Raw genomic sequence first — 25281 nt, 5'->3', positions numbered from 1 at the left:
ACCCGAGAACGCCACCGAGTGACAGGACGCGCCCGTCCGCGTGCGGCGCGTCCACCTGAGCCATGGCAGTTGTCCCAACCAAAGGAGAAGGCAAGCATCGTGTCCACACAACTGACGATCGCGAAGACCTCCACATCGGGCCAGAGCACGCGCATCGAGGGGTGGGAGAGCGGGGTGATCACCCCGGAAGCGGTCTGGAAGGGAGTCATCGGCGCCGTACGCGCAGTCCTGGGCGGCGACGACAAGCGTGAGCTGATAAAGATCACCGTGGGTGACGAAGTGCTCGTCGATCACGCCCTGATGCCGAACCCGGACGGCAGCGAGTCGCCCGACGAGTGGCTGAGCAGGATGCAGCAGAAGTTCGGCGCCGAGACCCCCGTCCTGCTCTACGCGCGGGAACTGCCCTCACACGACCGGGAGTTGTACGAGCTGCTGCTGTCGGCCATGGGCCGGCCGGTGTTCGAGAAGTACGGTCTGGTGCGCGGGAACATCGACATCGAGGTGTTCCTCGGTGAGTACAAGGCCACACCCGGCGGCATCCACCGGGAGCAGTGCGGCAACAGCCACTTCGTCCTCCAGGGACGCAAGTACATGCATTTCTGGCACGGCGAGGAGTGGATCCCGGACTCCGTCGACTGGCGGGCGGCGGAAGGCATGAGCGCCATCGACCCGGAGGAGTACCTGCCGTCCCTGGCGGTGCCGTCGGTGGTCGACCGCGGTACGTCGCTGCTCGCCGGCGCCGGTGAGTTCTTCACCTGGGACCCGGGCACCTGGCACGTCGCGGAGACGGTCGGTCCGGCGTTCGCGTTCAACATCGCGCGGTACACCAAGTCCTTCGTACCGGGCGAAGGGTCGTACCCCCTCGTCGCGGCGGCGGACGGGCAGGTGAGCACCCGGTGGCTGTCCGGCTACCAGGACTTCCTCGGCGGGGCCGACCAGGCATCCGCTCTGGCGAGCGCGTCCGCGTACGGCATGGCGGGGGCCGAGCCGCGTCATGACGGGTCGGTCGACGTGGGCCGGGTGGCGGTCGACAGCAACGCGCCCCGCCTGTGGTGCGAGACTCCGGACGGCGTGCTGATCGCCGTCCACGGGCAGAGCCGGGCCTTCTCCGCGGCCGTGCTCCCGTGGCTCTTGAGCCTCGCTGATCTCCCCTTCGGCGCCGAGGTCGCCACCCCCGCCGGCGAGGAGGCGGTCGCTCTCGCCCGGTTCCTGGTGACGAACGGCGCCCTGCGGGCCGTCTAGCCCTTGAGGTGTCTCGTGGGGGTCGGTGATCCTGCGACCCCCACGGGATCGCGCCGGTGCACTTCGGCGTGTCAGGGCCAGACCAGGAGCAGGCGCTCCGCGAAGTCCTGCCACTCGTGCAGCGATTGGGAGCGGGAGGGTACTGACCTGGGGTTTCGCAGCGAGGTGTGAGTTGATCTGGGTTAACTCCTCTCCGTAGTTCTCACGAGTCAACGCTGTTTCCCAGATCCCACCACGTCGAGTGCGTCGCGATCCTTGAGCCAGCCGAGAAGGGCCGCTGACCTGCGGTTTCGCTGAGTGTGCATTATGTGCCCTGTGGGCGTCACGGGCGATATATTGACGCTGAAATGACGCTCTACGAGGTGTCCTGACGCTCGTCACCAGCGAGGCCATGCCGAGGGTCGAGGTCAGGGCGCCCGAGACGTCGAAGCGGCCGGGGTGCCTCTCGGACTCGCTGATGTACATCGATCTACCCGCGTGTGCCGGTCCGAGCCCAAGGGGCCCGGACCGGCACTGACGCCGTGACCCGTCCCTCCCCGGATCCTTGCGGGTACGACGCCCGCAAGAGGACGGATGCTCTCTCGAGGTACTCCTGCACCGGCTCGAACAGGCCGTAGGGCACGTACTCGGCGATCTCCCCGTGCGCGAGCAAGCCCCAAGGGGCGCGCTGGATTTGAACTACGGGTTCAAGGCTCCTCGCTCCGCTCGTCGCGCGCTGGCTAGGGCGGCCCCATACGAGTCGGTTTTCGCGATGAAGGTGTGGCTACCGCGCTTCTGTTGCGGCGTCTGTGACGGACCAAAACCTCATGATGCACCTCCCGTTCGGGCAGGGGATGACTGAGTGCTCCGGACGCCGACCGCGGCAAGTACGGCGCCTACGACACAGAGCGTGCCGGTGATGAGTACGGCGCTGTGCAGGCCGTTCATGAATGCGCGTCCGCTGCCTTCGATGACAGCCGCGCTGAGCTGTGCGGACATGCCGCTGGAGGACGGGGAGACTCCCATCGCCACCGCGTCCCTGGCCTCCCCAAGGCCTTCAGCCAAGGCCGGGGGAACTCCCGTACCGGTCAACTCCCCGGTGAGGGTGGAGCCCACCCGAGCGCTGATCAGGGAGACAAGTACGGAGGTGCCCAGCGCGCCGCCTATCTGCAGGGCGGTGGCTTGCAGGCCACCCGCCACGCCGGCGTCCTTCACCGGCGCGTTGCCGACGATGGCGTCGGAGGAGGCGGACAACACCATGCCGACGCCCAGGCCGAGCGCGACGAACGGCGGCCACATGGTGCTGTAGGAGGAGTGCGTGTCCCAACTGAGCATTCCGAAGGTGGCGCCGGCTTGCAGCAGCATGCCCAGAGGCATGGAGACCCGCGCCCCGAAGCGACCGGTCAGCGCGGCCCCCAGCGGGGAGGCGACCAGGGATGCAAGGCTCAGTGGAAGCGTGCGCACACCGGCTTCGACGGGGGAGAAGCCACGCAGGTTCTGGAGGTACAGCATCACGAAGAAGATCACGCCGAGCATGACGAAGAAGTTGAGCGCCGCGATGATCGTGCCGGTCGTCAGCGTCGGGTTGCGGAACAGCCGCATCGGCAGCAGCGGATGCTCGGTGCGGTTCTCGTACCAGCAGAAGACTATGAGGACCAAGGCGCCGGTGACGACGGCTGCGAGCGTGCCAGCAGACGCCCAGCCCCAGGTCTGACCCTTGACGACACCGAAGACCACGCAGAGCAGGCCGAGCGCCAGCAATACGACCCCTCGAATGTCGAAACGGTGGTGTCCGGTCGAGTTCTTGGTCTGGGGGAGTACGACCGCGCTGAAGACGAGCGCGATCAGGCCGATGGGGGCGTTGATATAGAAGACGGATTCCCAGCTGACGTGCTGGACGAGCAGACCTCCGACGATGGGACCGAGCGCCGTCGACACCGACGCGACCATCGCCCAGATGCCTACTGCCATGCCGAACTTCCGCGGCGGGAAGACGGCGCGCAGCATGCCCAACGTGTTGGGTACCAGCAGGGCACCGAAAAGTCCCTGGGCTGCCCGGAAGGCGATTACGCCCTCGATCGAGCCGGCGAGGCCGATGGCCACCGAGGCGATGGTGAAGCCGGCGACGCCGGTCATGTAGTACGTGCGTCGACCGAAGCGGTCTCCGAGCTTGCCGCCCATGATCAGCGCGGCCGCAAGGGCGAGCAGGTAAGCGTTGGTGACCCACTGCAGATCCGCAGTGGAGGCGCTGAGGCCACGACCGATCGCCGGGTTCGCGATCGCCACGACGGACGCGTCGAGCTGGACCATGAACAGGCCCAAGGCCACCGCCAGCAAGGTCAGCCAAGGATTGGACCGCAGACGGCTGGATACCGCCGCCTGCGAGGAGGAAGTTGCGGGCAGCGTGGAGTGACCCACAGGAGAGGACGGCATGGAGGTGCCTTGTCTTCGAGAGCGTTGGGCGGACATGGAGAGAAGAAGTCGAGGCGGCCGCGGGCCTGCCGAAGGCACCCGAGCGCCTCCCTCCGCGATGAGGAATCCCACCTGCACAGAGAGCAGCCGTGCACGCGGTCCGGTCGCGTCCTCCCAACGGAGGAATCAGGGGATTAAAGGGCTGCGGAGTGAAGGTGGCGCGTCAAAGACGTCAGCGCACCCGTGACCGAGCCAAGGGCACCGATCTCTCCGTCGGTGAGGGAGTGCAGCGCGCGGGCGATATGCGCTTCCTCGATCCGCCGCACCTCGGCGAGTTCGCACTGAGCCATCGCCGTGAGGTAGAGATGCGCGATCCGCTTGTCAGCGGCGTCCTGCTTGCGCTCGATCAGTCCCCGTTTGGTGAGCTGGGAGACCATGGCGCTCACATTATTGGGCTTCATCATGAGAGCCTCGGCGGCCTCGCGCACCGTCGCGCCCTCCTGCTGGGCGACGAACCGAAGAAGTGCAACCTGTCCCTCAGGCGGCTTGGGGGAGGGGAAATCCCGCACGACCCGCCGCTCCAGAGCCCGGTGCAGCGCAGGCAGGCACGCCGCGAGCACGGAGGCCACACGGTCGATGTCCTGGACAGATGCGCTGGGAGCAGGCATACAAAGAAAATATGTATGACGTCATAGGTATGTCAAATGCCCAGGGCTGGACCTGCCTGAATTGGAACTCCCCCCTGCGCTCGGGTGCGAGCGTTGCCATCAGGCGTCGGTCACCAGGCCACGCCCCCTGCAAGCTCTGGCAGAACTGCTGCGCCGGGTCGGCGTCGCTACCGTGGTGGATGCCATCGCCTACTGGTGGGGGAGCAGCGCCTGGGCGGATTCCATGGCTATCGGCTCTCAGCGGCTTCCAGGGCCGTCGTGGGGACGGTGGAGCTAACAGCGGGCCGTCCTCCGGCCTTCGGCTCCGGCACGTACTTGTAGATGGTGATCCGCGATACGTCATGGACATTGGCGGCCGGTGACCGGCGGTGAGAACTGTCGTCCTCCGCCGCTGTCACAGGCGGAGGACGACCAGGGCGGTGTCGTCGGTGGCACCGGCAGGTGGGGTCAGATCGGCCAGGAGGGCGTCGGCGAGAGTTTCGGGGTCGGCGCTCCGGTGGCGTGTGAGGGAGTCGGCAAGCCGCGTCAGGCCGGCATCGATGTCCTCACTGCGGCGTTCGATCAGCCCGTCGGTGTACAGCACAAGGGCGGCCCCCTCGGTGAACGCGGTCTCGGCCTGGGGGCGGGGGATGTGTTCGGGGCGGGCGCCGAGTGGGGGGTCGGTGGCCTGGTCGAGGAAGTCCACGGTGCCGTCGGGGTGCAGCAGGGCTGGTGGAAGGTGGCCGGCGCTGCTGTAGGCGATGGTGCGGTTGGTGCCGTCAATGACGGACAAGACGGCTGTTGTCGATTCCGCGCCGTCGACCGAGCGGGCGTACAGGCCGAGGGCTTCCAGGGCCTGGGCGGGGCCGTTGGCGACGCGGGAAGCGGCGCTGAGGGCGCTGCGTAGCTGGCCCATGACGCAGGCAGCGGCCAGGCCGCAGCCGACGACGTCGCCGACGGCCACCGCGATGCGGTCGCCAGGCAGCTCGACGAGGTCGTACCAGTCCCCGCACACGTTCAGCCCCCCGACCGCCGGGCGGTAGCGCACTGCTGCGCGGTGATGCCTCACAGGCCCGGGGGCGGGGAGCATCGCCTCTTGCAGCCTCAGTGCGACTTCGTGTTCGCAGGCGTGGGCCTCGCGCAGCCGTTCGTTGACCCCCTGCAGCTCCCCGGCCCGGGTGTACAGCTCGGCTTCCAGTACCGTCGGCCGGTCACCGGTGCCTCGGTCAGGGCGGGTCCGGATCAGCTCGGTGATGTCCTCCTCCCGGTGCAGCAGCAACGCCACCCGCCCGTCCGGGCCGAAGACGGGGACGTTGACCGGACTCCAGTACCGCTCCTCCCACACCCCGGGCCGGTCCGGGTACTCCACGTCGTAGCGGTGGAGCGTCATGGCGTCGCGCTCCCCGGTGGCAGCCACCCACCGCAGCGATGCCTGCAGCTTGCGCATGCCGGTCACGGCGGGATCCTTGGGGTCGTCGGGGAAGGCATCAGAGAGGTGGCGGCCCACCACCTGGTCACGGGTACGTCCCATGCTGCTCAGGAACGCCTCATTGACGTCGACGTACACCAGGTCCGTGGTGAACAGGGCCACCGCGCTCGGCAGCGCCTGGAATACCGCCTCGTAGTCGAATCCGGATGCGTTCACGATGCCCCCTGCCCGCGACGCCACGTCGATCATGTGCTCTTTCACGATAAGCACCAGCGGCGCTCCGGGCAGGTCAGCACTCCAGGGCACCGCAGCCGCCGGGCGGTGGAAATGGCAGTACCTGTACGGCATCGACACCCAGGGCAAGGCGATGCTCGCGCACACCAGCGACTGCCGACTCACCGCCAGCCGCCCCGGGCCCGCCACCGGCGAACAGGCACACGTCACCGCGTACGGGAGGCCGGTTGTGTTCCGCGCCGGCACCTCGTCGGGGACAGGTCCGGCCTGGCGGTACGGGACGCTGGGTCCCGGGGCCACGCGTAGGTCACGTCAGGCAACGGCGGTAGCTCCGCTCTCCGGGAGCAGCTCGGGCATCCCCTCCACCAGCACCACGACCCCGACCACCTCGCCGGCCTCGGAACGACCGACCCAGACGGGATAGGTACCGTCCCCTGTCGTCGCGAAGGCCGCCAGCTCGCCGCCGGAAGCCTGGTCCCGGGTGCGCAGCAGGTACATGGAGTCGTTGATGTCCTCGTACACGTCCGGGTCCAGGTCCGGGTCTCCCTGGATCAGCCCTTTCTCGAAGAGCGCGAGGAGCGGCTCCCAGGCCCCGGCGTCAGCGAAGCAGCCCGTGGCACCGTCGGTGTCGAAGCCGAAGATTTCTTTCTCCTGGAGCAAGCGGGGGTCGTCGTCGGCCCGGAGGGCCATCTCCCAGGTCGCGGCGGGGATGTCGTTGATGAGCACGCGGACGGCCATGGTGTCCGTACGCGTGACCTGGCTCCCCTCCCACTCGCAATGGTAGGTGTGGCGGGCCTGCGCCTCGTCCAGTACGTACTCCCCTGGCGGGACCGGGACCGTGATGTGCGGCCCCTTGCCGTCGTCGCTGTCCGGGCCGGAGACGGCCAGCAGCCCGCTGGGCACGCGCAGAGCTCCGATCCGACGCGGCTCCACGACCGTCATCTCGGGGTGGTACCCGTCGGTCACACGCACGCCGGGCCGGAACAGCTCAGTGATCGGCCCGGGCTGCGCGGGGCGGGGCGGACGCCAGCAGGTGGCGGGCGCCAGGCCGCTACTGTCGTTGGCCGCCTCGGTGATCACGAAGACCGGCGGTTCCGTGAGCCCATGGACCTGGGCCGAGAGCAGCGGCCACTCCCCGAAGACAGGCCGGTCCGTCCAGCGCTCGTCGTCGCGGACCCTGGGCACGGTGACGTACGAGCCCCCGCCCTTGCCCTGGGGCTCTTCCGTCCGCCGGCCCCTCCCGTCCGGGAAGAGCTCCACGGTGACGCGCGGACACGCCTCGTCGAATTCCGCCATCTCCGGGCCGGTGTAGCTCCAGCCGACGGTGTACCGGCGCAGCAGCCGCGCTGGGTCGTCCAGCAGCCGCATGTCCAGGTCGTAGGTACGGCGGCCCTGAGCGTCGTAGACCCACAGCCCGACATAGTGGTCCCGCCAGGAAACGAGCCGGACCTCCAGTGGAGCCTCCCGGCCCGCCGCCCGGTACACCACCACGTACGGAAGCCCGGCGGCATCCCGCTCACGAGCCTCCCCCACTGATATCGGCCGCCAGGGCAAGCGGGCCTCCAGGTCCCACGCCTGCGCGTACTCCACCTCGACCACCATTGCCGCTCCCCGCTCCCGCTCGCTTACGTGCTGAGCTGCAACGTAACCGCCGTCTGTGACAACGGCCCTACCGAGCCGGGCAGCGGCGCCCAGAGCGAAGGGGTCACCCTGTAAGGATGCCGGGCAGCGAGAGCGCGCCGATGAGGGTTGTGCCGGCCAGGAGCCAGACCACGTAGTCGCCGATGTGCCCCGAGTGCATGCGCCGAAGCGGTGTTGTCCAGCAGTGAGCCTCCTGACGGGCGGGGCCATGTACGGCCGCTGCGGCCAAGCCCACGGCGAGTGCAGCGGAGACGAACCCGAGGATCGTCCCGGCCGGAGTCCAGCGAGGTGCATGATGGGCGCCGAACGCGTCGCCCACGGACGTGGCAAGCCATGGCGCCAGACCGGCCGCGACAGCTCCGACGAGCAGCGCGGTGGGGACCGCGGTCATCGTCACGGGCACCCGGCCGATACGGCCCTTGGTCTCCGGCTCCTCGTCCTCACCCTTCGTCTCGGGTGCCGGTTCGGCCTCGGGTCGCTTCCCGGCGCCGAGGAACACCCGTGCGGCGACCCGGAGCACCGCTCCCGCGGTGACTGCGGATACGGCCACGAACACAACGGCGAGGAGTCCGCCCGCAGCTTCTTCCGTGACCGCTTTGCCGAGGCCCGTGCCAAATGGGGGCAGCCCGGACAGAGCCAGCGCACCGGTCGCGAACAGGACGCCGACCCATCGCAACTCTTTTGCCCGACCGTACAGTTCGTGTTCGTCGACACTCCCGTACCGGTCGAGGAGGATGCCCACGCAAGCGAACAGGGCGGCCTTCGCCCCTGCGTGACCCAGGATGTAGACCGCGATCCCGCCGGTTGCCTCGGGGCGCAGGAGGCCGATTCCGATGAGGAAGAGCCCGGTGTGGGCGACCGTGGAATAGGCGAGGAGCCGCTTCACGTGCCGTTGCTGCCAGCACATCACCGCGCCGATCAGCGCGGTCAGCACGCCGAGCGTCACCAGGGCGCGTTCAGCGTCCGGTGCGGGGATGCCGCCGGGCCCGGCGAAGATCGTGTAGTACACCCGCCACACGCCGTACGCGCCGAGTTCGACCATGACTCCGGACAGCAGCATGCAGACCGGGGTCGGCGCGACGGCGTGTGCGTCGGGCAGCCAGAAGTGAAACGGGACGGCGGCCGCCTTGGTGAGGAGACCCGTCAGCACCAGGACGAAGGCGCACAGGGTCAGTGCGTCGGGCCCACCGTGTGCGTCGAGCCGCTGTCCGATCTGCCGCATACCGAGCTCACCGGTGCGGGCGTACAGAAGGACGATCCCGGTCAACGTGGTGTACGCGCCGAGGGAGTTGATTACCCCGAACGTGAGCGCGCCCTGCACGGCCTTCGCTTCTTCCACGCGATAGCCGGTCAGGGCGTACGCCACGACGCTCATGAGTTCGAAGAAGACGAAGGCGTTGAAGAGGTCACCCGTGAGCGCGAAGCCGCACATGCCCGCCTGGAAGAGCAGCACGAGAGCCGGAAAGGAGCCTGCGTGCCGGTGCGGTGGCTCGTCGAAGTAGCGCCAGGAGTAGACGAGTACCGCGACGACCAGGACGGAGACGAGCGCCGCCAGGCCCACCCCGGGAACATCGCCGACCAGGACGATGCCCACACCCTCGCCGTCGCTCGGGCGCCAGCCGCCGACCCATTCGACAGCATTCGGCGAGGCGTCGATGAGGAGCGCCATGGCCAGACCGGAGGTGGCCACTGCCACGGTGCAGCCGATCGACTCGGCGGCGATGCGTGGCAGACGCCGTCCGGCGGCCACCAGCACGGCGGCTCCCATCAGCGGCAGTGCGACGACCAGGGGCAGCAGATGGCTCATCCGCGCAGCTCGGTCAATTCGTCGGGGTTCACCGTGCCGTGTCGTTTGGCGACTTGTATCACCAGGGCCAGCAGGAGAGCGGTCACGGTGGCGCCGACCACCACGTCGGTCAGGGCCAGTGCCTGCACGACGGGGTCCACGAGCGGTCTCGATCCAGGCTTCACGTCGGAGAAGACGGGCGCGGTGCCGCCGTCGCGATAGCCCACGGCGAGCAGCAGCACGTAGGTGGAGGACTGGCAGACCGCCAGGCAGCCCACCGCATGAACGAGGTGGCGGCTGGTGGCGAGGCCGTAACACCCGACCAGGAAAATCCAGCCGGCGACCAGATACGGCAATACCGACATCATGACGTGCTCATCCCCCCACTCATTTTTTGCCTTCCTCCTCGATCTCCACGGCCTGGTCGAGGAAGCGGGCGAGCAGCACCACCACGGCGCACGCCACTTCCATGCCGACGGCCATGTTCAACAAGGGCACGGATCCGCCCGAGGCGAGCGTGTTGAATGTTCCGTACGGCATCAGCGTGTTGGCCAGAAACGAAGAACCCGCGATGAGACCCGCCAGGCCCAGCACGAGATACGTCGCTTCGCCCACCGCGTCGCCGACCTCGTACACGCTGACCGGGCGGATCCGCTCCAGGGCGCGGTAGTCGGCCCCGATGTAGAGCAGGTGGAGCGCGGTCGCCACGATGACCCCGCCCTGGAACCCGCCGCCCGGGCTGAGCTGGCCGTGTGCGACGACATAGAGCCCGACGACGAGGGCGACGGGCAACAGGATCAGTGCGTACCGTCTAACGGGGAACGCAACATGGACCGGCGCGGGAGGCACCTGACGCTCCTCGCGGGTCTGTCGCAGCAGCACCACGGTTCCGAGCACTGCTGCGAAGAGGATGGTCTCCTCGCCCAGGGTGTCGAAGGCTCGCTGGTCGAAGTTGACGGCCGAGATCACATTGGCGGTGCGGTGGGCGAGCGCCGCCCCGACGGCACGGTCGCCGTAGGGGTGGCTGTCACCGCCGAAGCCCGGCAGCTGCAGACAGGCTGCCCCGAACATGGCGGCGAAGCCCAGGCAGCCCACGGCCAGGATCCACATCCGTAGTCTGCGGCTCATCGGCCGCCTTCGTTACGCTGCCCGCGGCGGCGCACCTTCCGGACGGACAGAAGGATCAGCAGCGGGGTCAGTGCCGAGCCCACCGCCAGCTGTGACAGGGCGACGTCCGGCGCCTGGAGGACGGTGAACAGCACCGCGAGCGCCAGGCCGAGCACCGAGAGAACCAGAGCCTGACGGGCCGGGTCACGGACCGCCACGGCGGCGGTCGCGGTGGTCGCGACCAGGAACAGAGAGATCACGATGAGGCCGTCAGTCACGTCGGGCCTCGCTCGGCTCCAGGTAGGCGCCGGACAGCGTACGCGAGGAAATCACGTTTCCGGCGACGAGCAGAACTCCGACGACTACGAGCTTCACTGCCGCACGCCCCGGGCCGGCGGCCACGCACGACGCGATCACGACCGGCACGGTGGCGGCGACCGCCAGCACGGTCGGCAGCTGTGCCTTTGGCGGGGCCTCGCTCAGTTCGTCGGCGAGGAGCCGTGCGTACACGAGCGTGCCGACCGGGCCCAGCACGGCGAGGACCAGAGCGAGATCGGTGTAGGCGGGGCGGCCGTAGCCCTGGGCAAGCAGCAGCATGACCAGACAGACCACCGAGGTGCCGAAGTTCTGGGCGACGACCCTGCGCCCGAGCGGTCCGGTCGCCACACCCCACACGACCGGGAAGAGACCTGCCACCAGGAGTACGGATGCGCAGGCGAGCCATGCGTTCACCAGCCGCTCACAGCCCGGCGTGCCGCGACGGCCGCGAGTGCCCCCAGCAGTGCACATCCGAGACCGGCGAACACCTCCAGCGATTCGATCCTGCTGATGAGCACCAACCAAAGTGCTGACAGCGACACTTGCCATACGAGGATTTCGGCGACCAGGCTACCCAGCCGTCTCCCCGTCATGCGAGCGCCGGAGGGCGGGCCGCCGCAGGAAACTCTGTGATGCGCAAGGTGTCTCCTCGAGGTCGTCGTGCATCGCTCGTGCTCATCCGGTGCCCGGTGGGGCTTCAGACATTCCCCGGCCGTAACGGAAACAACTGGAAGCAAAGCAGTTCCAGGCGGAGGGAAGCGAAGGAACGCCCATGCCTACGCCTCGGATCGGGGATGAAAAGACCTGTCTGGCCCTGCGACGCGAGGAGAAGGCAGCCAGGATCACCAACAGCGCAGCGGCTTCCTGACAGGTGCGGTCGCTGCCGGGCCGGCAAGGCAAGTGGGTAAAAGAAGTCGTCTTATTTGGTCAGTCGGCCTGTAGCAGCTCCCGCACGCGCGCAGGGCTGATGCGTTCTCAGGTAGTGAGATGAAGGATTTCGCCGGATCCGGGTAGGCCGTCGTTGACATGCCCGGCCGAGAGTGGCTCACCGACCGCCTGCCCCTCTCGTGCCCGCGCTTTCGGTGTCGGCTTTCCCTGGAAGGCGCCGCCGGAACGCGGCCGTGTCGCGCCCAGCCGAGGCGTGGTGCACGGCGCCTATGAACTGGTCCCGTTGAGCGGCCTTCGGGGCACGGTACCCTCTCGCACGTCGCGCGCTGTCGCTGCAGGACACACCGACCGCATAGGGATGTAAGACAGGGATGCGAGCAGAAAGGTTGGGACTCCATGGCTGAACGTGCCGTCGTGCGCCGGATCGGCGCCGCTGTCGTGTCCCTGGCCGCGCTCGGGACGGCGGCGGGGCCGGTGTGGGCGCAGCCTCAGCCGGCGTCGGGGGATCAGACTGCCTTACGTGCCGAGGTTGCCATGGCGGCCGTCGCGGGCAGCACCCGGAGGGTGGCCGGCGGACTGCCGCCCACCGGCCACCGGAGCCAGCCGCCGCAACGGCCCGGGACCACCACCCGCGTGTTGCCCAGCACCGCGGTCCGCGGCGTCGACCTGGCGCACCCTGGCAAGGCCCTTTTCGTCGGTGTGTCCCAGTCGTCGCTGGCCGACTACACCCCCGAGCCGCCGGCCGACTACACCCCCGTCACCGATACGGTCAAGGGCAGGGTGGGGCACACCGTCGTGGTACGGCTCGGTGTGGCGAATCTGGGCCCCGGTCTCCCCGACGGCGATCCCGGCGGCACCTTCGCGGTGGTGCCGCCAGCCGGGACCACGATCACGTCCATTCCCTGGGAAGGGGACGACGACCACCGGAGATACTCATGCCAGCCGCCGCAGGACAAGGACAACTACTTCTTCCTGTGTGACCTCTCGGAGTGGGGTGTCCCATGGCCCAGCAGGTCCCCGGTCACCATCGGTTTCCACATCCGCATCGACAAGCGGATCCCCGGCGCCAAGGGCTCCATCACCGTGTACGGTCCGAATGACCCTGTGCCCGGCAACAACCGCGCTGTGATCCCCGTCGAGGCCGCACCCGCGCCGCTTTGGCGGTGGCAGCATCCGCTCTGGCGCTGGCAGGATTGGGCGCTAGCGGCGGGGGTACTGGCCCTTGTGGCCCCGGCGGGCAGATGGTTCGTCAGGAGACGGCGGGAGGACGGGTCCTGATAGGGCTTGGTCAGGTTCGTACGCGGCGGCGTTTGATCTGCATGCTGTGCGACGACCACACCGTCAAGCCGCTCCCCGCCACGGACGCGGCGGTCGGTGTCGATGTCGGTCTGAACCACCTCCTGACGCTCTCCACCGGTGAGAAGATCGCTAACCCGAGGCATGAGCGCACGGACCGTGCCCGGCTGGCGAAGGCCCAACGCGCCCTTGCGCGCAAGGCCAAGGGTGACGGCGCCAACCGCAGGAAGGCCCGGCTGAAGGTCGCGAAGATCCACGCCCGGATCGCCGACCGGCGCCGTGACGGCCTGCACAAGCTGACCACTCGGCTCGTTCGTGAAAACCAAACGATCGTGATCGAGGACCTGACCGTGCGAAACATGGTCAAGAACCGGAGCCTGGCCCGCGCCATCAGCGACGCGGCATGGGCCGAGTTCCGCAGCCTGCTGGAGTACAAAGCCCAGTGGCACGGGCGGGAAGTGATCGCGGTCGACCGCTTCTTCCCCTCCTCCAAGCTGTGCTCCGTCTGCGGCACCTTGCAGGACAAGATGCCGCTGCACGTCCGTACCTGGACGTGCGCCTGCGGCACGACCCACGACCGGGACGTGAACGCCGCACGCAACCTGCTGGCCGCCGGACGGGCGGTGTCGGCCTGTGGAGCTGGTGTAATACCTCAACGGAGAACTCCGGGCGGGCAGTCGGCGATGAAACAGGAAGTCTCACGGCGCGAGCCGTAAGAATCTCCCTCCCTCAGGAGGGAGAGCGCCAAAGTCTGAATCTCGCACGTGATGATGACAGGAGGCTGGGGTGGCCGAGACGATGGTGGCCGAGGTGATGGCCGAGCTGGCCGAGCTCGAGGACCCGAAGACACGCGAGGTGAACGAGAAACACGGTGACGATCACGGTGTGAACCTCAGCAGGCTGCGCGCGCTCGCGAAGCAGCTGAAGACGCAGCAGGAACTCGCGTGCCGGCTCTGGGAGACGGATGACACCGCGGCGAGACTGCTGGCCATCCTGATCTGCCGCCCGAAGGCGTTCGAGCGTGACGAGTTGGACGTCATGTTGCGCGAGGCGCGCACACCGAAGGTGCACGACTGGCTCGTGAACTACGTGGTGAAGAAGAGCCCGCACTCCGAAGAGCTGCGCCTGGCCTGGTCCGCCGATCCGGATCCAGTGGTCGCGAGTGCCGGCTGGGCGCTGACCACCGAACGCGTGGCGAAGAAGCCCGAGGGCCTTGACCTCGCAGGACTGCTCGACGTCGTCGAGGCGGAAATGAAAGATGCCCCGGATCGCCTGCAGTGGGCGATGAACCACTGCCTGGCTCAGATCGGGATCGAGCACGTCGAGCACCGCACCCGTGCAATCGACATCGGTGAGCGCCTGGAGGTGCTCAAGGACTACCCGACTTCCCCGGGCTGCACGTCTCCGTTCGCGCCCATCTGGATCACCGAGATGGTGCGCCGACAGCACGAAAAGTAGGCAGTTCGCGCTCACGCTCGTGCCGCTACTTTCTCAGAACGCGACACCCGAAACGAATCGGCCGTGAAGGGCCTCACGTCGGCTACGACCGGAGAGCACGCCTGGCCTGCCCGAGTCGGTTGAAGCGACCCGGCCGCTCGCCGTGGTGCAGACGTGTGACCAAGCGTCGAGACGGTTGGTCCGTAAGTCGAGGATCCTTGAGGCGAGTCACTCGGGAGACCTCTCCGTGGGACAAGACGCTTTTTGCGAGGAACGCACCGAGGAAGACCTCCCCGTAGAGGCGTAGAGGGTCGGGATCGAGGGCGGTTGCGCACGGCCGAGAGGGAACTCCTCAAACGCGCTGCGCGGCTGACCAGCCTCGGGGCGGAGCCCCGATCGACGGCATACTCGTCGGCCGCCGGGGTACTCGCGCCACACGCCACCCCCAGTGCGAGGAAGCGAGAACGCCGTGAGCGAGCACCGCCCGAAAGCCCCTGGGAACAGCGGGGGGCCGACACCGAAGCCGATACCGAGGGACCTTCCCGATCAGCAGGTCACTGCCGACGAGGATCCCTGGGACGTCCCAGGCACCTCGATTCACTCCACCGCCGACGAGCAGCCCGACCCGGAGATCCCTGATACGGACGAGGCCGGCACCGGCCGGAGGGGCGCCCCGCACTCCGGCAATCGTCCGGGGCATCCCGTGCCCGACGAATCGTCTGCCTGACGCTCCGCGCGCCGCGGAAGCCCCGGCAGGTGACGCTGGGCGGAACGCCCGCGACTGTTGACAGGAGTCCGGCTGCCCGAGAGGACACGTAATGGGTGTGGGCACCTGGGTCAGCGACTGGCCCGTCTACCGACAGCTGACCGGCTCCGACCCGCTGACGCGTGGTAGGGCGGCCATATCCACGCACGTAGCAGCTCAGGCTGCGCACCAGCACCGCCGAACGGGCGCGGCAACGGCCGAGAGCCTGGCGACCGAGGCTGCCGAATGACGCCTCGGCATGGTTGCAGAGACCTGCGCGAAGGCTGCGCGGGCACGCTCATGCGTACCGCCCGCGCCCCTGACCCTGGCGGGAGCCGCGACCGCGGCGCTGGCCGGCGGCCGCACCGGTCGGCCGGCGTGGTTGGTGGGCTCGCACTGCTCGCGGGTTCGGTCTGCACCCGCTTCGGGGCCTCCGCGGAGGCCCCGAGGTACACCGTCGTACCTCAGCAGAAAGGAGAGTGACCCCCGATGGTCACTGTGTCTCTCACCGGAGCGTCCAAGGAGGACGCTGCCATCGTCTTCGATGTCCTGCGGACGGCGTTCCCTACCGATCGTCCCCCCGACGCCGTGCCCCAGGAGCAGCCGGGGGACCACCCTGCCGTGTGGACCTCGCAGTTCGAGCCGACGCAGGACCGCATCCCGACCGGGTCGACCCCACCACTGGAGAGTTCGCCCACCGCCACTTTGCAGGGCGGCCATGTCGCCGTGGACCAGCTGTGCGACGCCCTGAGCGCCGCGTTCGCCGTACACAAGCAGGGCACGGCGTCGGGGGACCAGGAACAGGAGGTCGACCTGCAGCTTCGGACGAAACGGTAGTGACACAGTGACCGCGCCTCGCGGCCCCATGCCCGCCTGAGCTCCCGCGGCCCGGCCTAATCATCAGTCGCCCGGACCCCGCGCTGCTTGACATCTATAGGGGCATCAAGCGTGCCTACGTTTTGCACGGCACCGCCGTCGTCGCAGCCGTCCGACTATGGCTCCGGGGCTGAGCGAATCCGCTGTCTCAGTCCCCGAGGAACCACAGGTACAGGTGCTGTCCGTCGAGAACCGTCCGGCCCAACTCCAGAATCTCGCGCGCAAGCTCATCGGTGACCACACCCGGAGGTAGCTGCGGTATCTCTTCCAGCAGGGTGGACACCTGCCGACTGTTGAAAACGGTGTCCGCGTACGGCAAGAGGTGCCCCAGCATCGGAAAGACCGACTGGTCGAGACCGGCCAGCTCCGGACCCCAGACCACACCATGCTCAGCGCGAGCTGCGATCGTGCCGTCTTCGCTACGGACCTGGAGGTTAATCATGGTCAGAGCTTATGGCCTCATGATCCGCCGGACAGGCCCCTGGCGCGTTTGGAGGACCGCAACCAAGCGGGGGAGGGGCTGAACCCGTTGTTCTGGCCGCGCCGCAGTGCGGGAGCGCGGGTCGAATTCCGGATGGTTCCGCCCGGGCAAGTCCGGTACCGGGATAGCCAGCGTCGGTGATGGTGGTGATCCGGCACAGACGCAGCGGCTGGACCCGGATGTTCGCCGTCATCGGCCCTTGACCTAGAGCGCGGTCCAGCATCTAGCGTCTCCGTCATGACGACACCTCAGCACAAGATCGGATCAGGCTTCGGTGCCCGGAGCACCGCGGACGACGTCCTGAGCGGGATCGACTTGTCCGGCAGCACCGCGATCGTCACCGGTGGCTACTCGGGACTTGGTCTGGAGACAACCCGCGCCCTGGCGGGTGCCGGAGCCCGCGTCGTGGTCCCCGCCCGGCGACGGGCGGCCGCTCAGGAGGCGCTCGAGGGCATCGACGGCGTCGAGACCGACGACCTCGACTTGTCCGACCTCGAAAGCGTCCGCGGTTTCGCCGAGCGGTTCCTGGCCTCGGGTCGCAAGGTCGACATCGTGATCAACAACGCTGGGGTCATGGCCTGCCCCGAGACGCGGGTCGGCCCGGGGTGGGAGGCGCAGTTCGCCACCAACCACCTCGGTCACTACGCGCTGATCAACCATCTCTGGCCGGCGATCGCCCGCGGTGGCGCGCGTGTGGTCGCCGTGTCCTCCGGCGCCCATGGCATCACCGGCGTGCGCTGGGACGACGTGCAGTTCGAGCGTGGTTACGACAGATGGCAGGCGTACGGGCAGGCGAAGACGGCCAACGTGCTGTTCGCCATGCAGCTCGATGTGCTCGGCCGCGACGCCGGAGTCAGAGCGTTCGCGCTGCATCCGGGCAGCATCCTCACCCCGCTGCAGCGCCACCTTGCGAAGGCGGAGATGGTCGACGCGGGCTGGATCGACGAGAACGGCAACCCGACCGATCCCACCTTCAAGACGCCCGAGCAGGGCGCGGCGACGCAGGTATGGGCGGCGACCTCCCCCCAGCTGGCGGGCATGGGCGGCGTGTACTGCGAGGACTGCGACATAGCCGAGCCGGCCGGCAACGGCTCGGAAGGCGGCGTGCACGCACACGCGACCGACCCCGAGCAGGCCGCGCGCCTGTGGGCGCTGTCGGCCGACCTCACGGGCGTCGACGCTTTCGCGGCGGCAACCTAGCCCCGGACGTCGCAGGTCACCGTTTCAGGTCTGTGGCCAGCCGGCCCCGGGCCGGTCGCACCATACGAATCAACGACCCGCGAGGTACGGGCCTGCTGTCCCTCAGCCAGAAGGCGCGGGCGGGGCGCGACAACGGTTCCTGGACCATTCTGGGTCCAGGAGGATGGTGTCAATTCCGTTGCGTTCGCACGGGTGTACTGCTGCCTTCTCCGCGCACAGGACGCCCCCGTCTCGGCCGCACGCTGTGCGGTGAAACGGGGGCCGTCTGTGGTTCAGAGGGTTCTATTCAGAAACGGCCTCCGGTGAGGCGAGTCACCGGCCCCAATTTCTGCTTGGCTGTGCGGCGCCCGGCGGCGAAGGCGACGCCTGCGACGGTGGCACCGGCGCCCGCTGCAACGGCGTTGCGATGCTTGACCGCAGTCCATATCGTGAGCGCCCCTGCGGTGACCATGCCGCCGACGGATGCGGCGGCGCGCCTGCCGCTCTTCACCCCGGCGGTCGCGGCCCGGCTCACCTGCTGGGTGGCCGTTGAGATGGACCTTGTGCCGGCGGCGGTCGCCTCCTGCGCGTCGGAGGCCGACGATTTCGCGGCTTCGGCGGCGCGGGCGCTGCCCTCTTTTGCACGCCCACCCGCCGCGGTGGTCTTCTTGCCGGCTGCACGGGTCGTGCGACCCGCACCAGCTCCGGTGGGAGACGACGCGGAGTTGGACTTGCTTGTTGCCTTCTCGGAATTCGTGGCCTCTTCAGTCATGGTTCTCGCGTTTCCTTTCCTTGTCTGACTAAACGTTCTGATGCACTGGGTGTCATTCCTCGCCGGTGTCGGGACGTGCTCGTCTGCGCAGATGTCCTGGCGAAGCGCTTTGTCTCCGGCTGGATTGCTGACGTCTACGCACAACCATGAGTTTCTCATCCGCCGTCCCGAGGAAGCAGTGAGCCCAACGGCCCCAGGTCCAGGTTGAGATCATCCATAGTGAGTTCGTAACGGTCGCACAGCTCGGACATTCGGTCCTGGAGGATCATCAGCGTCATTCCGATCCGTTCTTCCTGGTTCTCGTTGAGATCGCCCTGGTCGACGCGGTGGAGGGCAGTGCGTTCCATGAGCTGCCGGAGCAGTTCGACAATGGTCAGCACCAGTTTCATAAGGTCGCGTTCCACGGTCTCCGGGTTCGTCTTGAGCCGTTGGGCGATGCCTCCGTCCGTCTCCGCGCTCGCAGGTGCCGGGGTCAGCTCGAATGCGCGTGCCGCAGCCATGGCGACGTCCTCCAGCGCGGTCCCGCATGCTTGTTTGCGCGACCGAATCGGCATGCTCTGCCCGTGGGTCATGATGTTGCTCCTCGTCCTGAGCGCGAAAATCGCACGATTGCTTCGGTTGGTCGCGCGGGGAGGCGGGGGATTACCACGGTGCGGGGCTGTCCACGGAAATCGAGCGGATCACGGCGCGCAGATTGATATGGACCAGATCCACGTCCGCCACGGACAGCACCAGATCCCCCGTGAGTACGGCACCCCCGGTGAGCAGACGGTCCAACAGGTCGATCAGGGCGACCTGACGGACCGCCAGGGCGTCTGTGGGATCCAAGGGCGCGGTTGTGCGGTCGAGTGGATTGGCGGTCATGTCCGGCCCTGGTATTCCGTCGTGACCGCACCTACGAAGGAGTACGGAGCCCACGGGCCCGTCAGTTCGAAGCGCACACCGGGCACCTCGCCGTTTGCCTGGGCTACGGCTGCCCGGAACTCCGCTTCTGATCGGACCGGCACCAAATAGGCGTCGTTCGCTATGTTCTCGCCGGCTCCAGAGGCCAGCTCCCCCTGCTGCGGCCGGTGAGACACGCGCGAAGAAGCCAGGCGGGTGAGGTGTTCGGCGATTCGAGATGCCGCCGCTGCGGCTGCCCTGTACGCGTCCTGCCGGCCGCGCCGCTGTGCCTGGCGGCGGCGGAGATATGCCTGCCCGGGTCCCTGCAAGGCTGAACCGGGCTTCTCCGCGCCGGGCTGCTCCGACGCTGCCGAGGAAGGGTCGGCGTACACCTTCACCCCGAGCTCCACGTGCCCCTCCAACCAGGAGAGGAGCCCGTGGAGTTCCTCGCTGCGCGCTTCAAGCATCGATGCGACGCGGCTGTCGTCGAGGTAGACCGTGGCCAGTCGCATGGGCAGGACAGCTGTGCTCCGCGAAGCGGCCTCCACCACTGCGTCGTGGGTGCGTGCAATCACTTCGAGGCGTTCGAGGTCTTCCAGCTGTGCTGTGAGGCCCTCGGTGCCGAAAGTCGCCTCTGGCACGGAAGAGACCACCGCCGCCAGGCCGGCCGCGCACACGGTGTGCGGGCTCCTGCCGCCCAGACCGGCAAGGGAAGCAATCGCTTCCTCCGCAGCGCTGCCGACTCGGCTGACGGCGTAGACGTACGAGATCAATGCCTCCGGGGGGCTGCCCGGTTCGTTGGGATCCACAGTGCTGGGCGCGAGATGAGGCGTTGTGGTCACTGCTCCTCCCTCCCGTCAGGACGAGGGCTGCTGGGAGATTTCTCCGCCGTTGCTGATTCGGCGAGAAGACCCTTGCCACTGCTGCCCGACGATGGCAATCCGACCGCGGTCCGTAGCTCGGCGAGTTCCGCCCGCAACAGTGCGTTCTCGTCGGCGAGAGAGCCGGCCGTGCCTCCGGTCGACCCGCTTGCTTCGTCGCGAAGGGGGCGGGCCCTTGAGGACAGCGACGGATCGTGCTCCCACCAGTCGATGCCCATCTCTTTGGCCTTGTCCACCGAAGCTACGAGGAGCCGCAACTTGATGGTCAGCAGCTCGATGTCGAGCAGATTGATCTGAATGTCACCGGCGATGACCACGCCCTTGTCCAGGACGCGTTCGAGAATGTCTGCCAGGTTGGCGGACGAACCCTGCTGGCTGTACGGGGAAGCCCCGCCTGGGGAGCCCAGTCGAGGGGCCAGTGATTCGGACACGTGTCTTCTGCCTTCCCTGTGGGGTGCGCCGGCGTCGGATTCGGAGCGCAGGAGGTCTCAGCTACGGACGCGACGCCGTTCGTCGTCGCGCGTCACGCCCTCGTCGTCGTGGGAGTAGTCCTCGCCCGTCTCGTCGTCGCCGTCGAGCGGCTCGTCCTCGTCCTCGTTCTCGTCGACGTACTCGTCGTCGGGGACGTCTTCGGCGCTGGACTCCTCGTCGGGCTCTTCGGACTCCTCGTCCTCGTAGGCCTCCGGTTCCTCGTCGTCGTAGGCCTCGGGTTCGTCGTCGTCCTCGTCGCCTTCGGTAAAGGCGTCGTCGTCAGCAGGGTCGGAAGCATCGTCGGACTGGGCGGAGTCGTCGTCGGCCACTCGCTCCTCTTCCTCCACGGCCTCCTCGTGCCCGACCGTCACCTCGCCGTCGTGGATCTCTCCACGCCAGCCATCGGTGGCTTCACCTCGCATCATGATGAACTTGCGGTAGAGCTTGAGGTCGAGACGGGCGCGGCGTCCCTGAGCCCGCCAGATGTTGCCGGTCTTCTCGAACAGGCCCTTGGGGAAGTACTCCAACACGAGAAGCACGCGCGTGAGGTTGTCGGTCAGACGGTGGAAGGTCACGACGCCCTTGACGGTCCCCTTGGCGCCCTCAGTGGTCCAGGTGATGCGCTCATCAGGGATCTGTTCGGTGACGTTCGCCTTCCAGCTGCGGGTCGACTTTGCGACCTTCACCTTCCAGTTGCTGGAGGTGTCGTCGGCCTTGTCGACACTCACCACGCCCTTGGCGAAGGTGCTGAACTCCTGGAACTGCGTCCACTGGTCGTACGCCTCGCGGACCGGCACGCCCACGTCGATGTCCTCGACGATCGTCACGCTCTTGGACTTGCCGCCACCGCTCTTTCGCCCCTTGCCGAACAGACTCTTCACCTTGTCCTTGAGCGTGTCCTTGAGATGCGAGGCACCGACGGTCAGGGCGGCCTGCCCGGGGGACTTGCCCTCGCTCAGGGCCTTTCCGCCCTTGGCGAGGCTGCCGGCGAGCCCGCCCAGTCCCTCCTGCGGGTTCGCGAGCTTGGCAACGCCCGAGCCCAGCGAGTGACCGAGGCTGGTGACCGCGTGCGCCGCGCGTGCCTGCGCGTACTCCTGGAGCGCTTCCTTCAGTTCCTCTGCGGCTGGTGACTTCGTCACCTGATCCTTGATGGTCTTGAACGTGGAGTCAGTCACGGCCGCCTCCACGTTCGCTCGTCCGGCGAGCCGAACCGGTGGAGGTCCGGGCCCCCTTCGAAGCGGCCTTGCGTCCACCGGAAGCAGCCGTCTTGCCTGCCGCCCCCGTGCTCGACCGTGCTGCACCGGACGTCTTGCTCACAGCTCGCTTGGTGCTTCGCTCAGCGGGTGCGCTGCGCCGACGAGCCGGCTTCTTCTCGGCCGCTTCGTCATCGGGGGATGTTGTGTCGCGCTGCTCGTCCTCGTCGCTCGCCTCATCTTCCGCAACGTCGTCGTCGTGATCGGAGGGACGGGCATCGTTGAGAGCAAGGGTGCGCTCATGCAGCGAGTCCGTCATGCCGGACACGCGGTGGGTGAGCGCAGATGTTGCCGCCGACTTGGTGGCATCGAGGAGCTCGGTGCGCACCTGGTCGTTGAGTACGCCCCACACAGGTGACTTGCTCACCACTCGGCTCAGCTCTCTGAGATCCAGCGGGATCTTCTTCCCTGCCAAGAACATTCCGAAGCCGATGGCCATCTTGGCCTTCTTGGTCCTGCCGAGCAGGTAACCACCTACGAGGGCCAGACCTATCTTTCCGCTGTTGTTCATCTGTGGTGCCTTCCTGCGTCGTGGTCAGGATTCGAGGCCGAGCCTCTGGCGCTCGGCCATGATCTGCTCCAGTCGGTCCAGCAGTTCGTCCTCTCGCCGGTCGAATGTGTCCTCGCTGACGCGCCCTTCCAGCAGATCCTTTTCCAGCTGGGCGAGTTCATCCCGTACGGGCGCGGGGTCGTAGTACTCGCGCTCGGCGGCCAGGACCAATTGGTCGACCACCCAGACCGTGCCGTGGACGGGGGCGAGGGGGAACGTCACGATCTGCGTGATGAGGCCCATGCTCGGTGCGCTCCTCGCGGGTCAGACGAAGCTGTACGGGGGCAGCGGGCCGTTCAGCTTCAGGTGGTAGGCGTCTCCGAGCCGCTCGGCCTCGCCGTGCACGGCCTCCGAGAACGCCGCTGCGTCGTCACGCTTGAGCAGGAAGGAGATGTTCAGGAAACTGCCCTTGGGGGGATCGGCGGGGGACACCCGAAGAGCGGACGCGGCGAGCCGTGACGTCAGGGCCCTGTTCGCCTCCTCCTCCCGGGCCGAGACCTCGCCGGCTATCAGTTCGCCCAGGGCCATGCGGTCCTCATGGGCCGCAGAGCCGTTTCGGGTCAGCTCGTTGAGCTTGCGTATCCGCTCCGAGCCGGACACGATCTCCCGCAGCAGGTCGTCTTCATCGCGTGAGGCCTTGAGGTTGTACTCGATGCAGCAATCGAGCTCTTCGAGCCGCTGGGCGTACGGATCGTGCTGCTCGCGCAGCGCGGTCAGCACCGCGTCGTCACTCGGCCCCACGATTCCGAACCGCATGGGCAGAGCGGCGCCCTCCGCCAACAGCTGCTCCAGGACGCCCTGGTGGGCCAGAACGTCTCGGCGCTTGGCGCGCAGGCCCTCCGGGGCGTCGCTCACCACGGCGGCGAGCGTCTTGAACGCGACCGAGCGCAGCGGCGCCGCAGGCTCGCCCACGCCCTTCAGGGTGTCTAGGTGCAGCGGATGGTCGGCCTTGGTGATGGCGTACAGATAGGTGGGCACGAGTCAGTCCTCCTTGCTGCGGCTGGTACGTCGGCTGGTGGAGGAGGAGGTCTTGCGCGCGGGTCGCGTCTCCTCCTCCTTCTCCTCGTCGGAGCCGCGGCTGCCTCGGCCGAACGACTCCCCGAACGCCTCGACGGCGCCGGTCAATGCACCCTTGGACTTCCCCTTGGCGCCGCTCTCCGTCGCTTCGCCGACGATGTCCGTCAGCTGACTGGGAGCCTTACGGCCGGACTCCAGGTCCAGTCGGTTGCATGCTTCCGCGAACCGGAGGTACGTGTCGACGCTGGCGACGACGACCCTCACGTCGATCTTGAGGATCTCGATGCCCACGAGGGACACCCGGACGAAGGCGTCGATCACGAGCCCTCGGTCGAGTATGAGTTCGAGAACGTCATAGAGATTGCCCGAGCCGCTTCCGCCGCTCGACGCGTTTGTCTGCTGAACGACACTCATGTTCTGCTTCCTTTCCGGTGTACTCCTTGAGACCTCGTAAGAGGACAGGACCCAGGCGTCGCCGGTGGACTGCGCGCAGTGGAGGCATGACCGAGGCCTCCGGTGGCCCTCAACTGTCGATGTGGCCGCGCGAGTAGCGGCGGGTGCGTTCGTAGCCGGTGAGCTCACCGCCGCTGTCCATCCGGACGCGGTAGGAGGCCATGACACTGGTTGTGTCCGGTACGCGCTCGATTTCCACCACCTCGACCTCGGCTGTCCAGCCGTCGTCTGTGGCATTCATGGCCGAGACGGAGGAGGCTTCGCGCCCAAGCAGCTCAGCAAGCTGATCGGCCGCTCGGCGCATGGCCCGTACGACAGATATCCGCTCCTGATCGCCGGACTTGCTGCTTGTGCCTTCCTGAGTCGTCATGTTCTTGTCCGCCGCCTGTCCTATCTGTTTCGTGCCTGAGTCGAGTCCGCTCGTGTTGCGCGCTGCATTTCGCGTGCCCGGTGACCGCGTACCTATGCAGTCGGGAGAGGAATCTGCCGAAATCCGGTCCCGTAAAGTCCCCTGCCAGCAGGCCGCATGACGCAGGAAGACGCCGGTCGGGCCACGTCATCGGCATACGTGTGACGATCCGGGAATCCTGGCAAAGAAGTTGCCGCTCGGGCGCCCGAGCGGCATGAAGGAAGGGGCTGGAGACCTCGCCGTGTCGCCAGGTCGGGTCCTGCAAGTAGGGCTTTCTGCTTGCGTCGCGGCGCGATGATCCGGGTGCGGGGCGAGGGAAGAAATAATTCGGGCTATCCGTGTGCGGTGATGGAATCGCCGTTGCCGGTCGCGGTAATGGGCAGGCTTTCTGTGGGCCGGCGGCGGTTGATCGGCGGGACTCGATGGTGGGCGCCGACTGTGGGCTGAGGCGGCGGTCAGCACCTGGAGCGCGCTCCGGGCGGCGGTGGCCTCCTGGCTCGCCCGGTGCCGGGAGCGCGGGGTGCACGAACGGCGGCGACCTTGGCGTCGGTCTTGCCCTCGCCGCGGTAGCTCTCGGAGGCGCGGTGGATGGCCCGGCCGGAGATGTAGTGCACCGACTGCTCGTGGTTGAACAGGATCGTGATGGCCAGGGCGGCGCCGCCGTCGGCCAGGTCGATGCCCCAGGTCACCTCGTCTCCCAGAGCCAGGACATCGGCGAGGAGTTCGAGAAGTTCAGGCTCGCCGTTGGCGACGCGTCGTGACAGCAGCCGACGGCCGCTCTCGTCGATCGCGACGTAGTGGTGGTGAGTCTTACCTGCGTCGATGCCGGCCCAGATCATGGCCATGTGGTGCCTCCGTGCGGTGTGCTGCTGGTTCCTGCCACGGACGACCTCGCT

General features: G+C 67.8%; 26 protein-coding genes and 2 pseudogenes. 6 read left to right on the top strand and 22 right to left on the bottom strand.

Translation table 11 applies throughout. The features are described from left to right. Positions 1–99: 99 nt before the first annotated feature. Positions 100–1242 (top strand): hypothetical protein, encoded by a 1143-nt coding sequence (locus ACWCP8_RS30110; RefSeq protein WP_451119264.1) that lies wholly within the window; start codon positions 100–102, stop codon positions 1240–1242. 804 nt (positions 1243–2046) lie between these two features. Here ACWCP8_RS30110 and ACWCP8_RS30105 read toward each other — a convergent pair. From ACWCP8_RS30105 to ACWCP8_RS30065, 9 genes are all read right to left on the bottom strand, one after another. Further along, on the bottom strand, positions 2047–3654 hold the full coding sequence (locus ACWCP8_RS30105) for an MFS transporter (protein WP_451119262.1): 1608 nt from the start codon (positions 3652–3654) through the stop codon (positions 2047–2049). Between the two features lie 173 nt (positions 3655–3827). After that, positions 3828–4301: a MarR family winged helix-turn-helix transcriptional regulator gene (locus ACWCP8_RS30100; protein WP_451119260.1), complete on the bottom strand. Its 474-nt coding sequence runs from the start codon at positions 4299–4301 to the stop codon at positions 3828–3830. 394 nt (positions 4302–4695) lie between these two features. Next, positions 4696–5958 (bottom strand): PP2C family protein-serine/threonine phosphatase, encoded by a 1263-nt coding sequence (locus ACWCP8_RS30095; RefSeq protein ID WP_451119351.1) that lies wholly within the window; start codon positions 5956–5958, stop codon positions 4696–4698. 297 nt (positions 5959–6255) lie between these two features. Then, a complete protein-coding gene (locus ACWCP8_RS30090) occupies positions 6256–7545 on the bottom strand; it encodes a DUF4241 domain-containing protein (protein WP_451119258.1) in 1290 nt (429 codons plus the stop codon). Between the two features lie 103 nt (positions 7546–7648). Next, a complete protein-coding gene (locus ACWCP8_RS30085) occupies positions 7649–9391 on the bottom strand; it encodes a complex I subunit 5 family protein (protein ID WP_451119256.1) in 1743 nt (580 codons plus the stop codon). Then, on the bottom strand, positions 9388–9738 hold the full coding sequence (locus ACWCP8_RS30080) for a sodium:proton antiporter (RefSeq protein WP_451119254.1): 351 nt from the start codon (positions 9736–9738) through the stop codon (positions 9388–9390). Before ACWCP8_RS30080 ends, ACWCP8_RS30085 begins: the two co-directional genes overlap by 4 nt. 19 nt (positions 9739–9757) lie before the next feature. Then, complete coding sequence (locus tag ACWCP8_RS30075; RefSeq protein WP_451119252.1) at positions 9758–10498, bottom strand: MnhB domain-containing protein; 741 nt, start codon at positions 10496–10498, stop codon at positions 9758–9760. Continuing rightward, positions 10495–10755, bottom strand: coding sequence for a Na(+)/H(+) antiporter subunit B (locus ACWCP8_RS30070; RefSeq protein WP_356005064.1), 261 nt, complete (start codon positions 10753–10755; stop codon positions 10495–10497). Before ACWCP8_RS30070 ends, ACWCP8_RS30075 begins: the two co-directional genes overlap by 4 nt. Further along, positions 10748–11209 (bottom strand): monovalent cation/H+ antiporter complex subunit F, encoded by a 462-nt coding sequence (locus ACWCP8_RS30065; RefSeq protein ID WP_451119250.1) that lies wholly within the window; start codon positions 11207–11209, stop codon positions 10748–10750. Before ACWCP8_RS30065 ends, ACWCP8_RS30070 begins: the two co-directional genes overlap by 8 nt. An 870-nt stretch (positions 11210–12079) precedes the next feature. On the opposite strand from ACWCP8_RS30065, the gene ACWCP8_RS30060 reads away from it, so the two are divergent. The 4 genes and pseudogenes from ACWCP8_RS30060 to ACWCP8_RS30045 all read left to right on the top strand — a co-directional run bounded on the left by ACWCP8_RS30060 (position 12080) and on the right by ACWCP8_RS30045 (position 15998). After that, positions 12080–12961, top strand: coding sequence for a hypothetical protein (locus ACWCP8_RS30060; protein WP_451119248.1), 882 nt, complete (start codon positions 12080–12082; stop codon positions 12959–12961). A gap of 26 nt (positions 12962–12987) precedes the next feature. Further along, positions 12988–13695, top strand: a pseudogene (locus ACWCP8_RS30055) (RNA-guided endonuclease TnpB family protein); the annotation flags it as partial. An 82-nt stretch (positions 13696–13777) separates the two neighbouring features. Next, positions 13778–14437 carry a DNA alkylation repair protein gene (locus ACWCP8_RS30050; RefSeq protein ID WP_451119349.1) on the top strand — a complete coding sequence of 220 codons (660 nt, stop codon included), beginning with the start codon at positions 13778–13780 and terminating at the stop codon, positions 14435–14437. A gap of 1213 nt (positions 14438–15650) precedes the next feature. Then, positions 15651–15998, top strand: a complete 348-nt coding sequence (locus ACWCP8_RS30045; protein ID WP_356005058.1) for a hypothetical protein — start codon at positions 15651–15653, stop codon at positions 15996–15998. A gap of 187 nt (positions 15999–16185) precedes the next feature. Here ACWCP8_RS30045 and ACWCP8_RS30040 read toward each other — a convergent pair whose 3' ends face one another. Further along, on the bottom strand, positions 16186–16479 hold the full coding sequence (locus ACWCP8_RS30040) for a hypothetical protein (protein WP_451119246.1): 294 nt from the start codon (positions 16477–16479) through the stop codon (positions 16186–16188). 276 nt (positions 16480–16755) lie between these two features. Between ACWCP8_RS30040 and ACWCP8_RS30035 the strand changes: the two genes are divergently transcribed. Then, a complete protein-coding gene (locus ACWCP8_RS30035) occupies positions 16756–17718 on the top strand; it encodes an SDR family NAD(P)-dependent oxidoreductase (protein WP_451119244.1) in 963 nt (320 codons plus the stop codon). A 286-nt stretch (positions 17719–18004) separates the two neighbouring features. On the opposite strand, the gene ACWCP8_RS30030 is transcribed toward ACWCP8_RS30035, so the two are convergent. From ACWCP8_RS30030 to ACWCP8_RS29975, 12 genes and pseudogenes are all read right to left on the bottom strand, one after another. Beyond that, entirely contained in the window at positions 18005–18469 is a 465-nt protein-coding gene (locus tag ACWCP8_RS30030) for a hypothetical protein (RefSeq protein WP_451119242.1), read from the bottom strand. Positions 18470–18624: 155 nt separating this feature from the next. Then, positions 18625–19041, bottom strand: a complete 417-nt coding sequence (locus tag ACWCP8_RS30025; RefSeq protein WP_382843898.1) for a gas vesicle protein K — start codon at positions 19039–19041, stop codon at positions 18625–18627. Positions 19042–19111: 70 nt separating this feature from the next. Next, the gene (locus ACWCP8_RS30020) at positions 19112–19297 is read right to left on the bottom strand and encodes a gas vesicle protein (protein WP_451119240.1); all 186 of its coding nucleotides are present in this window, start codon (positions 19295–19297) and stop codon (positions 19112–19114) included. Between the two features lie 32 nt (positions 19298–19329). After that, positions 19330–20193 carry a GvpL/GvpF family gas vesicle protein gene (locus tag ACWCP8_RS30015; protein WP_451119238.1) on the bottom strand — a complete coding sequence of 288 codons (864 nt, stop codon included), beginning with the start codon at positions 20191–20193 and terminating at the stop codon, positions 19330–19332. After that, a complete protein-coding gene (locus ACWCP8_RS30010) occupies positions 20190–20663 on the bottom strand; it encodes a gas vesicle protein (protein ID WP_451119236.1) in 474 nt (157 codons plus the stop codon). The genes ACWCP8_RS30015 and ACWCP8_RS30010 overlap by 4 nt, the downstream gene beginning before the upstream one ends. A gap of 57 nt (positions 20664–20720) precedes the next feature. Beyond that, positions 20721–21878: an SRPBCC family protein gene (locus ACWCP8_RS30005; protein ID WP_451119234.1), complete on the bottom strand. Its 1158-nt coding sequence runs from the start codon at positions 21876–21878 to the stop codon at positions 20721–20723. Then, positions 21871–22467, bottom strand: a complete 597-nt coding sequence (locus ACWCP8_RS30000) for a hypothetical protein (protein WP_356005043.1) — start codon at positions 22465–22467, stop codon at positions 21871–21873. Before ACWCP8_RS30000 ends, ACWCP8_RS30005 begins: the two co-directional genes overlap by 8 nt. A gap of 24 nt (positions 22468–22491) precedes the next feature. Beyond that, positions 22492–22749, bottom strand: coding sequence for a gas vesicle protein GvpG (locus ACWCP8_RS29995; protein ID WP_451119231.1), 258 nt, complete (start codon positions 22747–22749; stop codon positions 22492–22494). 21 nt (positions 22750–22770) lie between these two features. After that, positions 22771–23484, bottom strand: coding sequence for a GvpL/GvpF family gas vesicle protein (locus ACWCP8_RS29990; protein WP_451119229.1), 714 nt, complete (start codon positions 23482–23484; stop codon positions 22771–22773). Between the two features lie 3 nt (positions 23485–23487). Beyond that, positions 23488–23937: a gas vesicle structural protein GvpA gene (locus tag ACWCP8_RS29985; protein ID WP_356005038.1), complete on the bottom strand. Its 450-nt coding sequence runs from the start codon at positions 23935–23937 to the stop codon at positions 23488–23490. Positions 23938–24046: 109 nt separating this feature from the next. Continuing rightward, positions 24047–24280, bottom strand: a complete 234-nt coding sequence (gene gvpO / locus ACWCP8_RS29980) for a gas vesicle protein GvpO (RefSeq protein WP_451119347.1) — start codon at positions 24278–24280, stop codon at positions 24047–24049. 626 nt (positions 24281–24906) lie between these two features. After that, positions 24907–25230 (bottom strand): annotated as a pseudogene (locus tag ACWCP8_RS29975) (IS110 family transposase); the annotation flags it as partial. Positions 25231–25281: the final 51 nt, after the last annotated feature.

This window comes from Streptomyces sp. NPDC002206, from assembly GCF_053593595.1.
The sequence above is the reverse complement of the archived record's forward strand: the minus strand, read 5'-3'. Positions and strand labels throughout refer to the sequence as shown.

Coding starts and splice junctions, on each gene's coding strand:
- ACWCP8_RS30045 (WP_356005058.1), top strand. CDS start 15,651: ATGGTCACTGTGTCTCTCACCGGAGCGTCCAAGGAGGACGCTGCCATC.
- ACWCP8_RS30035 (WP_451119244.1), top strand. CDS start 16,756: ATGACGACACCTCAGCACAAGATCGGATCAGGCTTCGGTGCCCGGAGC.
- gvpO (WP_451119347.1), bottom strand. CDS start 24,280: ATGCGCCGAGCGGCCGATCAGCTTGCTGAGCTGCTTGGGCGCGAAGCC.
- ACWCP8_RS30000 (WP_356005043.1), bottom strand. CDS start 22,467: ATGAACAACAGCGGAAAGATAGGTCTGGCCCTCGTAGGTGGTTACCTG.
- ACWCP8_RS30080 (WP_451119254.1), bottom strand. CDS start 9,738: ATGATGTCGGTATTGCCGTATCTGGTCGCCGGCTGGATTTTCCTGGTC.
- ACWCP8_RS30085 (WP_451119256.1), bottom strand. CDS start 9,391: ATGAGCCATCTGCTGCCCCTGGTCGTCGCACTGCCGCTGATGGGAGCC.
- ACWCP8_RS29995 (WP_451119231.1), bottom strand. CDS start 22,749: ATGGGCCTCATCACGCAGATCGTGACGTTCCCCCTCGCCCCCGTCCAC.
- ACWCP8_RS30100 (WP_451119260.1), bottom strand. CDS start 4,301: ATGCCTGCTCCCAGCGCATCTGTCCAGGACATCGACCGTGTGGCCTCC.
- ACWCP8_RS30105 (WP_451119262.1), bottom strand. CDS start 3,654: ATGCCGTCCTCTCCTGTGGGTCACTCCACGCTGCCCGCAACTTCCTCC.
- ACWCP8_RS30095 (WP_451119351.1), bottom strand. CDS start 5,958: ATGATCGACGTGGCGTCGCGGGCAGGGGGCATCGTGAACGCATCCGGA.
- ACWCP8_RS30025 (WP_382843898.1), bottom strand. CDS start 19,041: ATGACCCACGGGCAGAGCATGCCGATTCGGTCGCGCAAACAAGCATGC.
- ACWCP8_RS30060 (WP_451119248.1), top strand. CDS start 12,080: ATGGCTGAACGTGCCGTCGTGCGCCGGATCGGCGCCGCTGTCGTGTCC.
- ACWCP8_RS30090 (WP_451119258.1), bottom strand. CDS start 7,545: ATGGTGGTCGAGGTGGAGTACGCGCAGGCGTGGGACCTGGAGGCCCGC.
- ACWCP8_RS30050 (WP_451119349.1), top strand. CDS start 13,778: ATGGTGGCCGAGGTGATGGCCGAGCTGGCCGAGCTCGAGGACCCGAAG.
- ACWCP8_RS30030 (WP_451119242.1), bottom strand. CDS start 18,469: ATGACTGAAGAGGCCACGAATTCCGAGAAGGCAACAAGCAAGTCCAAC.
- ACWCP8_RS30075 (WP_451119252.1), bottom strand. CDS start 10,498: ATGAGCCGCAGACTACGGATGTGGATCCTGGCCGTGGGCTGCCTGGGC.
- ACWCP8_RS30040 (WP_451119246.1), bottom strand. CDS start 16,479: ATGATTAACCTCCAGGTCCGTAGCGAAGACGGCACGATCGCAGCTCGC.
- ACWCP8_RS29985 (WP_356005038.1), bottom strand. CDS start 23,937: ATGAGTGTCGTTCAGCAGACAAACGCGTCGAGCGGCGGAAGCGGCTCG.